Origin of the sequence: Streptomyces sp. SPB074 (genome assembly GCF_000154905.1) — a bacterium.
Lineage (GTDB): Bacteria > Actinomycetota > Actinomycetes > Streptomycetales > Streptomycetaceae > Streptomyces.
On record NZ_GG770539.1, the window covers coordinates 2,293,970 to 2,307,021 of the forward strand.

Here is a 13,052-nt window from a genome sequence, read left to right on the forward strand (position 1 = left end):
CGCTCGGGCGGTCGCCGCCCTGCCGCCCTCCTTCCCGGCCGCCCCCGGTCCCCGCTCCTCCCCCGGGCCGCCGCCCCGCTCCCGGTCCCTCTCCACGTCCCCGCCCCCGTCCCCGTCCCCGTCCCGCTGCCGGTACAGCACCGCCCGTTCCACCGCGCTCCACGTCGTGCTCGTCGCGAGGTAGAGGGCCCCGGCGAGCGGGACGACGGCGACGCTGATCAGCGTGAAGTAGGCCGCGTACGGCATGAGGCGGGTGAGCGCGGCGGCGCCGGGGACCTGCGGCCCTTCGGGCGCCGGGCCGCTCCCGGCGAGCTGCCGCCGGTTCCTCCGGCTGCTGAGGGTGGCGACGACGGCGACGAGCGCGAAGAGCGCCAGGTAGACGAGCCCGCGAGCGCCGAAGAGCCCACCGTGCGCGAGCGCGTCGCTCCAGCGGTCGCCGAGCGGGGCGGCGAGGAGGCGGTGCGACAGCAGGCCGTTGGGCTCGCCGCCGATACGGGAGCTGGAGAAGACGTGGTAGAGCACGAAGAAGAAGGGGAGCTGGCACAGCATCGGCAGGACACCGCCGAGCGGTGAGACGCCGTGCCGGGTGTGCAGCTCCACGAGCGCGCGCCGCAGCCGTTCGGGGTCCTTGGCGTACGTACGGCGCAGCGCCGCGATCTCGGGCGCGAGCCGCGCGCGTTCCCGCTGCCCGCGCGCGGCGGTGCGCGCGAGCGGGAGCAGCAGGAGGCGGACGCAGGCGGTGAGGACGACGATCGCGGCGGCGGTCGCGGCCGTGCCCGCGAGGGGCTGGAGCAGGTCGGCGAGGTAGTCGACGCCCCCGGCGCACAGGCCGGGGAGTCCGGAACCGGACGGGTGGAAATCGGGCAGGGACATGAGTCCTCCGGGGCCTCACAGGTGGGATGAGCGGACCTGTGCGGCGGCGCGGCGGACCCCCCGGGGGGCGCGGGAACGGGCTCCGTACGGAGCGCGGGATCGGTACCCGGGCGGGTCCCCGCAGGGGGCGCGGGTTCCGTACCCGGGCGGGTCTCCGTACGGGGCGCGGGTGGGGCGCGAGCCCAGGGGTCGTCCGGGCCCGCGGAGGGGGTCCCCGGGGTCCGGTCAGCCGGCCGACGCGACGAGGCGGCGGCCCGGCGCCCTGGGGCGGGGGCGTCCGGAGGCGTCCGGGTCCCGCTGGGGCAGGAAGGCGGTGCGGCGGGCGCGCTCGCGGATCGTGGTGCGTACCGCGGTGGGCGCGACGAGGGGGACGCCGAGCGCGGTGCTCAGCAGGCAGACGGCGAGGGCCGTCGCGCTGACGGCGACGGCGGCGGGCAGCAGCCCCGGCTCGGCGCCGAGGGAACCGGCGAGGACGAGCAGGACGAGCGCGAGCAGTCGCGGCATCCCCACCCCTCCTCCCGCTCCTCGAAGCCGTCCGGCACCCTTCCGGACGAACGGGCCCCCGGAATGGTTCCGCCCACTTCGGCTTCGCCGGTACTCCGTTCGGGGCGCGCCCGGCGCTACCGTGTGGTCATGCGCCCCGAAACCCCCGCCGAGAACACGCAGGCCCCGCCCGTCGCCCCCGTACCGGCGGCGCGGCAGGGCGAGAGCGACCGCGAAGCCCAGCTGGAGCAGGCCGAGCGCCTGGAACGCCTGGCCGCGCGCCACCCGGAGGACGCCGAGCAGCTGCTGCTGCGCGCGGCGGCGCACTTCGAGGTGGCGGAGGACCGCGCCCGCGCGAGCGGCATCTACGACGGCCTGCTCGCGCACTCGCCGGAGGACCCGGCGCTGATCCGCGCGCTGAAGGCGGCGAACCTGTGGGAGTACGGGCACGAGGCGGAGGCCCAGGCGATCGTCTCGGGCGTCCGCGCGGCGGCGCCGCGCACCCCGGCCCCGTGGATCGTGGTGGCGCAGGCACTGGAGGCGCACGACGAGCTGGAGGAGGCGCACGCGACGTACGAGGAGGCGGTGGCGCTCCTGCTGGACGGCTCGGCCCCGCCCCCGTACGAGGTCCGCCCGCTGCTCATCGGCAGGCACCGGGTGCGCCGTCTGCTCGGCCTGGAGCACGACGCCTGGGACGCGATGGCGGACGCGCTGAACCCGGCGTCGGTCCCGCTGGACGAGCTGCACGACCCGAAGCGCACGTGGGTGCTGGGCTCGGACAGCCCCGAGGAACTGCGCGCCGAGATCAGCCGCCTGCACGCCGAACTCGCCACGTACCGCGCGGCCCTGTCCCGCCCCTTCCCGGTCGCGGTCCTGCACTGGCCGGAACCGGAACTGACCGAACTCCTGGCCGCGTACCCCGCGCTCACCGCGGAGTACCCGTCCTACGAGGCCCACACGAGGGCGATCGAAGCGGCCCTGCGCGACCTGGCCGCCTCGGGCATCCCGAACCTGGGCGTCGTCCGCGCCACGGTCCCCTCCTACGAGGCCTTCGCCGCCGCCGAGACCACCGCCCCCACCACCCCGTCCCTCCTCCCCCTCTACACCACCACCCTCGCCACCCGAGCCCTCGCCACCCCCTGGCCCCCTCACCCCACAGCCACCTGCTGGTGCGGCTCGGACCGCGCCTACGAGCACTGCCACGGGGCGGGGTGAGGGGCGGCTAGCCTCAATCTCATGCCACCAGCAGGGAGCGCGCGGGAGGACGACGGGGCCTGGCCAGACCGGCCGGCCGGTTCATGGGCTTCGTCACCCGGCCGCCGCCGCAATATGCAGGCCATCCGCAGCAGGGACACGAAGCCCGAGTTCCTGATCCGGAGGCTCGTGCACGCCCGTGGCTTTCGCTACCGGGTCTGCGCCCGCCCGCTGCCCGGGCTGCGGCGCACCGCTGACCTGGTCTTCCGCCCGGCGCGGGTCGCGGTGTTCATAGACGGCTGCTACTGGCACGGCTGTCCCGAGCACTATCAGGCGCCGAAGAAGAACGCGGGCTACTGGTCGGAGAAGGTCGTGCGGAACGTGACGCGCGACCGGGACACCGACCAGAAGCTCCGTGCGGCGGGCTGGCTCGTGCTCCGGTTCTGGGAGCACGAGAGCTCAGAAGAGTGCGCTGACCGGATCGCGGCGACGGTTGTCGCCCGCCGCGGCGTCGAGAAGTGACTGCTGTGCCTCCGGGTCCATGGTCACCGGGATGGTTTCCTCCGCCTTCGCCCGCAGCACGGCCCCCTCGTCCATCTCGTAGGGCCTGAGCAGTTCCGGGCCGCCTTCACCTGGGCGGAGCACCGCGGCGATGGCGCGGCCGACCGCTTCCGCCACTGGCGGCGGGAAGGCGTTGCCGACCTGCCGGTAGCGGGTGGTCTTCTTGCCTTCGAAGGTCCAGTGCGCGGGGAATCCCTGGATGGCGGCGGCCTGCCGCACGGTCAGCATGGGGCCGTTGTCGCGGAACAGGTCCCGCTCCGGTACGCAGTCCGCCGGGTCGTTGGCCAGTCCCTCACCGTTGACACCCCAGACCTGCCACGCCCTCTTCGCGCGGCTGGGCCCGAGGTCGGCGCCACCGTGCTTGCGCGACCCGCCCACGAGGGTCGGGGCGACCTTGAGCTTGCGCGCGTCGGCCGCGCTCGCCCGTTCCTCCCACCTCTCGTACGCCTGCTTCCCGGTGAGGCTTCCCGGGCCCAGAGGCCGCTTGGTCCAGTAAGGCTCGTAACGCTCCCGCATTTCCTCGCGGAGGACGTCGAAAACGCTCTCCGCTTCCTCTGCCGAGCGCACCGGCCAGCGGAAGTCCTCGAATCGGGCGATATCTTCCCTGAAAGCAACGAGGATCGCTCGTGGCCGAAGCTGCGGAACGCCGAATTTATTGGAATCCAGACGGCGCCATACCGGGAGCATCGCTCTGGAACGCATCCGCGGTGACGCCGCGGCGGGGATCTCCGGAACGCTGTAGCCGTGCCCCGCCAGCTTCTCGATGATCTGCTGCCTGTAGTCGATGAAGACTTCCGGCGGTTCGAGGATGCCGCGGACGTTCTCCAGCATGACGGCCTTCGGCCTGAGCAGGCCGATCAGCTCCAGGGCGTCGGGGAAGAGGTCGCGCTCGTCATCTGGTCCCAGCTGCCTGCCTGCCAGGGAGAAGGGCGGGCAGGGAACACCGCCAGCGAAGAGGTCGATATAACGCCCCGCGTCAGCCGCCTTTTTCAGGGCTTTGAAGTCTTCTTCGTTCTTGAAGTCCCGGACATCCATATTGCGAAGCCCAGCGGCTTTCTCAGATGACCATCCGAAGGTTCTGACTGAATTAGACCTGAGCGTCCCGACCGCGTTCGCGTCCCATTCGACGAGAGCCGAGTGCCCGAATCCCGCATTGTGCAGCCCCAGTGCCTGCCCGCCGGCGCCGGCGCAGATCTCCACGGAAGTGAGCGGCGTCTCGAACCGCGGGCGCGGATAACCGCGAGCCATAGCTGAACTCCTCGTCGGCGGCACAGGGCAACCGCCTGGAGGGCGCGACGCACGTGATCACGACCGCACAGGATCCCCCAGCTTCAGGCGGTGTAGCCCGCCTCAGAGGCAGACCACACCGCAGCCTACCTACCGCTCACGCCGACTCAGCTCTGTTCCCCCCGCTCATGTGGCTCAGCAGTGCCGACATGTCCGCCGAGTCCAGCCCCGCCGCGATGGCCGGCTCCTCTTCCAGGTCCGAGAGCTCCTGGACCCCAGGGTCATCGAGGATCGCGCCCATGAACTCCAGTTTCCGGTCGAGGCGGGCGGCGACGACCTCATCGACGGTACCCCGGGCCGCCAGGACGGTCACCGAGGTCTCGGTGCCGGGAGCCAGTCCCAGCCGGTGAATGCGGTCGAGGCTCTGCAAGAAGCGGCCGGCCATGAAATCCCGGTCCACGTACACGGCGTCGTGCACGCTCTGGTGGAGGCTGATCCCTTCGCCCAGGGTCGCCGGGTTGGAGATCAGGACCATGCACGAAGGGTCCTCGCGGAACCTGCGCAACTGCTCCTCACGGTCGGGGGTACCGCCGTACACGGAGGCCGGCCCGAACTTGGCGAGCAACCGCTCCAGGGTCGTGAGGCTGCGTACGAAGGTGGTCCAGATCAGCGTCTTCTTCCCGAGCCTGGCGTTCTCCGCGACGATCGCCGCGGCCTCCGCGTACTTCGGCGACAGCTCGTAGTCCGGCAGTTGCTGGAGGAGCCCGTAAAGGGAGCTGTGGCGCGGGACCTCCAGCGGCGGGAGCTGGTAGGCGAGCGGCTCGTACCTGCTGCTGCCCTCGACTAGCAGCGCCGGGCTGGTCGCGGCCATGAGCAGGCGCAGCGCTGTCCGGCCCAGGGCGCTCAGGTCCTCCCTGGCCTCGCTCCCGTTGTCGAGCAGCGCCTCGTAGATCTCCTTGTGCAGTGCCGGCATGTCCACGAGACGCAGCCGGACGTCCATGGGCGGCAGCCCGAGCTCCCGCTTCGTGGTGCGGGTGAAGAGGGGCTGGAGGGCCTTGCTGGCCTGGGCGAGATCACCGCCGGCCACAGCGGCCTCGACCGCCCGCTGTCCGTGGCCCGGCCAGACGAAACCCATCAGGCTCTCCAGGTCCCTGCGGCCGTTGGGGGCGGGCGTCCCGGTGAGGATGAGCCGGTGGCGGGCCAGCGGGCCCAGTGCCATGCAGGCGGCCCCGTACGTTCCCCGCACCCCCAGCTTCATGCGGTGTGCCTCATCGAGGATGATCATCGAGGGCTCGGCCGAGAGCCAGGCGGAGAGCAAGGGCAGCGAGCGGTCAAGCCGTTCGTAGTTGACCATGACCACCTCGGCCCAGGGGTCCATCGCGCCTTCGCCCACGGTGTGCACGCGCAGGCTCTGCCGGAAGCAGGCGCCGGTCTCGAAGCGCCAGGACTCGTAGGCCGACTTCGGGCAGACGACCAGGAGACGCTTCACCTTCCCGCGCTGGCGCTGGGCGGCGTAGACAGCGAGGCCCACCCGGGTCTTGCCGGCGCCGGGGACGCTGAAATTGGCGCCGTGGTGCAGTGAGAGGAGCTTGGCGACGTCACGCCGCTGGAAGGACGTGACGTCCGCGATCCAGCCCGGCCCGAGCAGGGCGGGCACGTCGTCATCGCTCGTCCCGGCAGGAGCCTCCCGGCCGGCGAGACGTTCCCGCACGCGCTGTGCGTCGGCGTGGTTGCCGAGGAAGAGGGCCTTGAGGTCGTCGGCCCACCGCACACCGGCGGGGTCGGGCCAGGTGGCCAGGTGCTGGACGCGGCCGAGGAAGTCGTCAAGCTCCACCCGGGCCGTCAGGAGGTCCAGCTGGCTGCCGGTGGGGAACAGGCCGGAAAGCTGGACGAGATCGCGCTGGTGCCGCTCGGGCACCCGCAGCAGCACGCCGGTCCGCTGCGGGTCGAGGCCCAGGTGCAGTGATGCGGTCTCCGTCACGGACGGCCGCCCTCAGCGGTCACCGCGCTGAGCAGCCAGGCGACGCCGTCACCCGGTTCCCCGGGCACCCGGCCGGCTTGGCGGGCCAGCTTGGTCAGGGAGGTACGGAGATGGACGAGTGCTTCGTCGAACGCTTCCTCGTCCAGGCTGTGGCTTGTCCGCGCATTGACCAGTTCGTCCGTGGTCTGGTCGATGAACGCGCTGGCCTCGGCGAGCCGGGCGGGAGCGAGCTGCTTGCGCTTGCGGATACGGGCGTCCCGGCCGGCCCGGTCGATGGCGGTGTCGAAGGCGGCCTTCGCACTCGTCAGCACCGTCTCGACTTCCGTCTTGCGCGTCTCCGTGACCTGGACCGTGCTCTTACGGGCGGCCAGCGACTGGATGATCTGGTCGGTGAGGGCACGCGCCTCGGCGACCGGCGCCGACGCGGCGGGCACGCTGACGTCGAGCCCGGGGATCGCGACTTCGGCAGGGGAGCTGCGCTCCGGCCGGCCGAGCAGGGCCGGCGGCAGTGCGCCGGCCAGGTACTTCTGCTTGACGAAGTCCTGGTCGATGTGGCGCACATCGGTCTTGGAGAAATCCAGCAGGATGCCAGCCAGGCGCAACTCCTTGATCACTTCGGCTTCTTCCGGCTCGGCCGAGGAGATCTTCTTGTAAAGGCGCTCCAGCTCCTTGAGCTTTTCCTGGTCGAACTCGAAGTCGACGAGCCGCAGCCTGGCACCCTCGGGGGTGGTGCTGCGGTCGATCAGCTCCCTGATCGTGCTGAGAATCCAGCGCTCCTGGTGGTACGTCTTCTCCTGGATACGGAACTCTTTCGCGATCCGCGCGGGCGTACGCCCCATTCCGGCCTGCTCCTCCATCGCCAGCAGCCGGTTGACGTACGAGTAGTCCCGCTTGTTCTCCTTGCGGAGCTGGAGGGCGAGTTCGACTTCGCTGACGTCGTCAGCCGTGAACGAGGCGGGCAGCACGCCGACCCGGATCGACGTCGCGCCGAGATCCCGCAGCGCGGCGGCCCGGGTGTTGCCGTTGACGAGGATTCCCTGGTGCGTCACGAGGCCGGGGTCGTTCTGGCCGAACTGCCGGAGATCCTCTCGCAGCTTCTCGAACTCCGGGTCCGGGGCGGGGTTCTCCGGGTCCGAAGGACGCGCCCGGAGCAGCTTCTCAAGGTACTGCTGACCCTTTTCCCCGTAGGGCTCGGTCCGCAGCTCGGCGTCCAGCTCAGGGTCGTGGCCGCGCTGCGCCCTGATGCGGTGGGTGCCGGGGTTGTAGTACACGTCGGCGAGCGACAGATCGATGACCTCGACGTGCAGAGGCCGGCTGCCCCAGTCGAGCGTCACGGTTTCCCGCGCACCGCCGCCGGTGTCCACGTCTGCGAGCCGCTTCCTGATCAGCTGGCTGATCTCCTCGGCGCGCGGCGGAAGCTGGGATGCGTTCTGCACGGTCACTCTTCTCTGCTCACAGTCTTGTACGGAAAGGGAGGCTGGCTCCGTGGGGGGGCCGGCGGGTGCTCGGCGCGACCCGCGAGCGGGGTGGGCCCGCTCTACTCGGTGCCGCTCGTGAGGTCGTGCCGGATTTCCTCGCGCGCGTCGGCCGGCAAGGTCCCGTAAAGGCCCCACAGGCGCTCCATCTCACCCCTGGCCCGCCTGCCGGATTCCACCCACCGGGAGAACGCGCGGCGTTCGAGGGGGGAGAGCCGCTCCACGGCCGCGAGGAAGCCGGCCACATCCGCCGTCTGCGGGAGACCCCCCTTCGCGCAACGCTCGCACAGCGTGACCCGCGTGGTGGTGACGGGACCTTCCCTGTGCACGACGTCACGGCGGGAGAGGACCAGCTTCCCGGTGGTGAACCCGTCCTCGTACTCCTCGCCGGCCGCGATGCCGCAACTCCGGCACAGGTGGTCGTCAGCGCTGAGGATGCGGGTGCGCTCGGCCGAGTTCAGCGTGCTCTTCGCGCCGACCTCCTGCGGGCGCTCCTGGTGCGGCAGCCACACCTTCACACCGCACTTGACGAGACGCTGCTCCTCCGGCCGCAGCGACACGTCGTCCCTGTTGTTGTGGATCACCCAGCCCCAGTCCCGCAGATCCCGCAGGCGCCGGTCGATCTGGGACTCCTCGGGAAAGGCGGAGCGCAACTCGGTCTTCGTGAAGGTCCGCCCCTCACCCACGACCGAGACAAGCCACAACGCGACCCGCACCCGGCCACCGGGCTTGCGCATTCCCGGAATAACGGGATGACGCCAGTCCGGAAGCACGTCAGGCAAGTTACCCATAGAGGTCACAGCGCTCCTTTTCCTCCAGATCGTTCGACTTTCCGCCTGCCAGGGCAGGGGAATTCTCCACGCACGGACATAAGGAATAAAAAGCAAGCCGTGACCGACGGGATAGCCGACAGGGCAACACCATGCACCGGGGACCCCCCTCCCGTCCAGCGCCCACCGGCATTGCCCACCTCATCGCAACTACACAACAGATACATGGAGTTGCCCACCAACAAGCAACGGCCCTTTTCGCGGAAATCGAGCTGTGGCCCTCCGGAATCGAGCTAGGCTGCCCGGCAGCTCGCATTAGGTCACGCCTCTTCCATTCCCCAGACGCAAGTGAGGCTTCATGCCCGGAAACCCAGAGGTCCGCCGTCTCGCCCTTCCTGGTACTCGCCCTGCTCCAGGGACGATGCCAGCCCCCGCGAAGGCGCCCTCCCCCGCCGCCGCCCACGTGATGCGGGCCACCCAGAGGGCGGCGAATCTCTCGTCCCCCCGCCAGGACGGCCCCGGCACCCACGCCCTGCCATCCGGGCCCGGGGCGCCGCCACCGGCGAAACCGGCGGAGAAGGAGGCCACCAGGGCCGCGCAACCGAAGAAAGGCAAGGAGGCCACCAGGGCCGCGCAACCGAAGAAAGGCAAGGGCCACCGGAGTGCCAAGCCCAGGACGCCCGCCTCCGAGAAGCTGTCCCTTGAGGTAAAGAGCCTTTGCGCCGCCTCGGGACTGGGGTCATCAGCCGAAGTGATCACCGCCGTCAACGAGTACTACCCGGGCGTCCAGCCACCCCAGTTCTCGCGCTACCGGAACGGCGTCCACACGCCGCCGGAAGAGTTCTTGCGCGCCCTGCACCTGGTGGCGCGGCAGAACTGCGTACCGGGAACGCCCCTCATCACGCTCGATGAACTCTGCCGCCTCCGCGAGAAGGCGGCGAAGAGCAGGAGCTGCGAGTCGTGCGACGAGGCGTGGGCCACGGTGGACGCGCTCACCGCCGAGAACCGGGAGCTGCGCGAACGGCTCGCTCAGGCCGGCCTGGACGCGGAGACGGACGGCGAGGGAGACCAGGCAGGAGGGCGGGGCGAACGGACGGAAGACGGGCGGGACCAGACCGGAGGTCACCTGGGCGGGCACACCGAGAGCCCGGGCGGACTGGACCCAGCGGGCCAGTTGCCCTCCCCGCGGCAACAGACAACGCCCAGCCCGGCCGTTACGCGACACCAGATTCCACTGGCCAGGGCTTCCGGCATGTTGCCGGTCGGCGGCGATATCGCGGACCGGCAACATGAGCCTGCGGCCCGGTATGGCGAATACGGGGGCACCGCCACGGTCACCGACACGGAGCGGAGGCAGGTTTCCGCGCCGGCGCCGGCGGCGGGAGGAGTGGCCGGAGACCTGGTCCGCCGCGTGCTCGCCGGGACGGGCGAGGACGACACACGCGCCCGGGACTCGGAAGCGGCGCTGAGCCTGGTCCTCGACGCGGCGCCGGTGATGTCCCCCCTGGAGATGTGCGACGCGACGGCCCTCCTGTACGCGGAACACGAGGAAGCTCTGGCGGACGCCCTCGTCGTCGCCTTCGCGCGGGAGCAGGAATTGCCCCAGGTGATGGCCGCGGCGCTGGCCTTCCAGCGTGCCGACGCGGCGGCCGGCCTGACCCTGCTGCTCACCACGGCGACACGGTGGCAGACGTGAACGACGGCAGTCCCCCCGGCCAGCGGGAGCCGGGAACGCACCATGCGGGAGAGGCGCTCAACGTGGCCCTTCCTGGCGAAACCCATGCGGAGACACAGCCCCGAAAGGAAGAAATGCCGGATTCGATTCAGCCGGAGAGCGGCCGGAACAGGAAGCTCAAGCGCGGCACCGTGGAGTACGGCATCACCTTGCCGCAGGGGAACACTGCGCGGCGGCGATCATCCAGAGCCCCCAGGGGGCCATTACGACGATCGAGCTTCCCGGCGGCAGGACGATCGAGCTGACCCAGCTCTTCGTGGAGCCGCCTGACGCCTGACACGGGCGGGGCGGCCTTCTCCCCTCCTGCCCGGGGAAGGCCGCCCCGCCCGTGAGCCCGCGCCGCCCCGCGCCTACTTGCGCTTCCTGTCCGACAGGAGCCAGGCCGCTCCTGCCGTGGCCGCGGTCACGGTGGCCACCGAGGGCCAGGGGCCGAGTTTCCTGGCGAGGGGGTGGGAGGCGCCGAAGGCGGTGAGGTAGGTGGCTGTCAGGGCGGTGGCGGTGCGGGGGGTGGTGGTGCGGCGCCACTGGAGGTGGGTGATCGTGCCGGCGGCGGCGAGGACCGCTCCGCCCAGGCGGCGGTTCTTGGTGAAGCGGGCCGTGGCGTAGCCGCCGAGGAGGCCGGCGGCGGCTATCGGGGCGGAGGGGAGGGTGGGCATCGGGGTGACCTCCTGGTCGGTGGGGCGGATGTCTGCTTTGTTCAGGGGTCGAGATTAGACCTGGCAGGTTCCGGCGCCGCACGGGGTGGGCGCGGGGCGGGCGGCACGCTTCCGGGGCGCGGGTTATTTGCGGGCTGGCATCTGCAACTTGTGGCATACAGTCATGAATTTGCGTACCGCCGTCTTGTCGGTGGGTTCCCGGGGGCCGTACGGTCACCGGCGGAGCCCGAGCCGCCGCGCGCTCTCCCCGCAGTCCCCCACCGCCGAGCCGCATTGCGAGGAACGCATGTCTGACATGCCCATGTCCGCATCAGTGCCCACGCCCGCGCCCCCGACCGCGCACGCGCTCGAGCCCGCTCCCGCCGCCTCCCCCGGCCTGCGCCGCCGCACCTTCGTCGCGGGCGGGCTCGCCGCCGGCGCCGTCACCGCCGCCGTGAGCGGCACCGCGCGCGCCGCCGAGGACGCCCGTGCCGCCGCGCCCGCCGCCTCGCCGCCCGGGGACGTCGTCGGCAAGATCACCGTCGGCTACCAGGGCTGGTTCGCCTGCTCCGGCGACGGCGCGCCCATCAACGGCTGGTGGCACTGGTCGCAGAACTGGGGGCAGCCGCCGTCCCCGGGCAACACCGCGATCGTCAGCTGGCCCGACGTGAGCGAGTACGAGCACACCTACCGCAGCGCCTATCCCGCGCTCGGCAACGGCAAGCCCGCGAACCTCTTCTCCTCGTACGACCAGCAGACCGTGGACACCCACTTCCGGTGGATGCGGGAGTACGGGATCGACACCGCCGCGCTCCAGCGCTTCAACCCCAACGGGGGCGAGGGCGCGACGCGCGACGCGATGGCCGAGAAGGTGCGGATCGCCGCCGAGAAGCACGGGCGGAAGTTCTACATCATGTACGACGCCACCGGCTGGACGAACATGCAGCCGGAGATGAAGACGGACTGGCTCGCCAAGATGAAGGCGTACACCTCCTCGCCCGCCTACGCCTACCAGAACGGCAAGCCCGTCGTGGGCATCTGGGGGTTCGGCTTCAACGAGCCCAACAAGACGTGGTCCGCGGCCGTCTGCCTCGATGTCGTCAACTGGTTCAAGGGCCAGGGCTGTTACGTGATGGGCGGGGTGCCGACGCACTGGCGGCGCGGCGTCGAGGACTCGCGCGCGGGCTACATGGACGTGTACCACGCGCTCGACATGCTCTCGCCGTGGATGGTCGGCCGCATCGGCTCCGTCGCCGACGCCGACAACTTCTACGCCAACGTCAACACCCCCGACCAGGCCGACTGCGACGCGAACGGCGTGGACTACCAGCCGTGCGTCCTCCCCGGCGACCTCCAGGGCGGGGCCCGCGCCCACGGGGACTTCATGTGGCGGCAGTTCTACAACATGAAGCGCGTCGGGGTGCAGGGCATCTACATCTCGATGTTCGACGAGTACAACGAGGCCAACCAGATCGCGAAGACCGCCGCGAGCGCCGCCGAGGTACCGGCCGGCTCCGGGATCAAGGCGCTCGACGAGGACGGCACCCCCTGCTCCTCGGACTACTACCTCCGGCTCACCGGGGACGGCGGCAAGCTGCTCAGGGGCGAGATCCCGCTCACCGAGAAGCGGCCCACGCCGACCGTCGTCGGGGGCGGCGGCGATCCCGAACTCCCCACCGGCGACCTGGCGCTGCGCCGCCCGGCGACCGCGAGCGGCCAGACGCAGGGCTACGCGCCGGGCAACGCCGTTGACGGGGACGCGCGTTCGTACTGGGAGAGCCCCAACAACAGCTTCCCGCAGTGGATTCAGGTGGACCTCGGGGCGAGCCGGCCCGTGCGCAGGCTCGTGCTGTCGCTGCCGCCCGACGCGGCCTGGGCGAAGCGGACGCAGACCGTCGAGGTCCTCGGCTCCGCCGACGGCTCCGCCTTCGCCTCGCTCTCGGCCCCCGCCGGACGCGTCTTCGACCCGGCCAAGGACGCCAACAGCGTCACGATCACCCTCGCCTCGACGGCGAACGCGCGGTACGTACGGGTGCGGATCACCGCCAACACCGGCTGGCCCGCCGGGCAGTTGTCCGGACTCGCGGTGTACGCGGCGAACTGACGCGAGGGGTACGG

At 71.2% G+C, this 13,052-nt stretch carries 10 protein-coding genes and 1 pseudogene; 4 read left to right on the plus strand and 7 right to left on the minus strand.

The annotated features are described in order from the left end of the window. Positions 1–129: 129 nt before the first annotated feature. Together SSBG_RS09290 and SSBG_RS09295 are read right to left on the minus strand one after the other, a co-directional pair. Positions 130–873 (minus strand): annotated as a pseudogene (locus tag SSBG_RS09290) (YidC/Oxa1 family membrane protein insertase); the annotation flags it as partial. 225 nt (positions 874–1,098) lie between these two features. Continuing rightward, positions 1,099–1,377 (minus strand): DUF6412 domain-containing protein, encoded by a 279-nt coding sequence (locus SSBG_RS09295; RefSeq protein ID WP_037869322.1) that lies wholly within the window; start codon positions 1,375–1,377, stop codon positions 1,099–1,101. 129 nt (positions 1,378–1,506) lie between these two features. On the opposite strand from SSBG_RS09295, the gene SSBG_RS09300 reads away from it, so the two are divergent. Both SSBG_RS09300 and SSBG_RS09305 read left to right on the plus strand, forming a co-directional pair. Next, positions 1,507–2,571 carry an SEC-C domain-containing protein gene (locus SSBG_RS09300; protein WP_008745922.1) on the plus strand — a complete coding sequence of 355 codons (1,065 nt, stop codon included), beginning with the start codon at positions 1,507–1,509 and terminating at the stop codon, positions 2,569–2,571. Positions 2,572–2,592: 21 nt separating this feature from the next. After that, entirely contained in the window at positions 2,593–3,072 is a 480-nt protein-coding gene (locus tag SSBG_RS09305; RefSeq protein ID WP_008745923.1) for a very short patch repair endonuclease, read from the plus strand. Here the strand turns inward: SSBG_RS09305 and SSBG_RS09310 are convergent. The 4 genes from SSBG_RS09310 to SSBG_RS09325 all read right to left on the minus strand — a co-directional run bounded on the left by SSBG_RS09310 (position 3,010) and on the right by SSBG_RS09325 (position 8,531). After that, entirely contained in the window at positions 3,010–4,359 is a 1,350-nt protein-coding gene (locus tag SSBG_RS09310; RefSeq protein ID WP_008745924.1) for a DNA cytosine methyltransferase, read from the minus strand. The two genes, SSBG_RS09305 and SSBG_RS09310, sit on opposite strands and share 63 nt — an antisense overlap. 136 nt (positions 4,360–4,495) lie before the next feature. Next, positions 4,496–6,319 (minus strand): DEAD/DEAH box helicase, encoded by a 1,824-nt coding sequence (locus SSBG_RS09315; protein ID WP_037869324.1) that lies wholly within the window; start codon positions 6,317–6,319, stop codon positions 4,496–4,498. Further along, on the minus strand, positions 6,316–7,755 hold the full coding sequence (locus tag SSBG_RS09320; protein ID WP_037871276.1) for a hypothetical protein: 1,440 nt from the start codon (positions 7,753–7,755) through the stop codon (positions 6,316–6,318). The genes SSBG_RS09315 and SSBG_RS09320 overlap by 4 nt, the downstream gene beginning before the upstream one ends. Before the next feature lie 101 nt (positions 7,756–7,856). After that, the gene (locus tag SSBG_RS09325; protein WP_037869326.1) at positions 7,857–8,531 is read right to left on the minus strand and encodes a hypothetical protein; all 675 of its coding nucleotides are present in this window, start codon (positions 8,529–8,531) and stop codon (positions 7,857–7,859) included. 499 nt (positions 8,532–9,030) lie between these two features. Between SSBG_RS09325 and SSBG_RS32120 the strand changes: the two genes are divergently transcribed. Then, positions 9,031–10,260, plus strand: a complete 1,230-nt coding sequence (locus SSBG_RS32120; protein ID WP_158677756.1) for a hypothetical protein — start codon at positions 9,031–9,033, stop codon at positions 10,258–10,260. A gap of 389 nt (positions 10,261–10,649) precedes the next feature. Here the strand turns inward: SSBG_RS32120 and SSBG_RS09335 are convergent, their stop codons facing one another. Beyond that, positions 10,650–10,955, minus strand: coding sequence for a hypothetical protein (locus SSBG_RS09335; RefSeq protein ID WP_037869329.1), 306 nt, complete (start codon positions 10,953–10,955; stop codon positions 10,650–10,652). 295 nt (positions 10,956–11,250) lie between these two features. On the opposite strand from SSBG_RS09335, the gene SSBG_RS09340 reads away from it, so the two are divergent. Further along, a complete protein-coding gene (locus SSBG_RS09340; protein ID WP_106429317.1) occupies positions 11,251–13,038 on the plus strand; it encodes a discoidin domain-containing protein in 1,788 nt (595 codons plus the stop codon). Positions 13,039–13,052 lie beyond the last annotated feature (14 nt).

Excerpts from the sequence above, each read along its gene's own strand:
- SSBG_RS09305 (WP_008745923.1), top strand. The coding sequence starts at position 2,593 with ATGCCACCAGCAGGGAGCGCGCGGGAGGACGACGGGGCCTGGCCAGAC.
- SSBG_RS09295 (WP_037869322.1), bottom strand. The coding sequence starts at position 1,377 with ATGCCGCGACTGCTCGCGCTCGTCCTGCTCGTCCTCGCCGGTTCCCTC.
- SSBG_RS09300 (WP_008745922.1), top strand. The coding sequence starts at position 1,507 with ATGCGCCCCGAAACCCCCGCCGAGAACACGCAGGCCCCGCCCGTCGCC.
- SSBG_RS09335 (WP_037869329.1), bottom strand. The coding sequence starts at position 10,955 with ATGCCCACCCTCCCCTCCGCCCCGATAGCCGCCGCCGGCCTCCTCGGC.
- SSBG_RS09340 (WP_106429317.1), top strand. The coding sequence starts at position 11,251 with ATGCCCATGTCCGCATCAGTGCCCACGCCCGCGCCCCCGACCGCGCAC.
- SSBG_RS09325 (WP_037869326.1), bottom strand. The coding sequence starts at position 8,531 with ATGCGCAAGCCCGGTGGCCGGGTGCGGGTCGCGTTGTGGCTTGTCTCG.
- SSBG_RS09310 (WP_008745924.1), bottom strand. The coding sequence starts at position 4,359 with ATGGCTCGCGGTTATCCGCGCCCGCGGTTCGAGACGCCGCTCACTTCC.
- SSBG_RS32120 (WP_158677756.1), top strand. The coding sequence starts at position 9,031 with ATGCGGGCCACCCAGAGGGCGGCGAATCTCTCGTCCCCCCGCCAGGAC.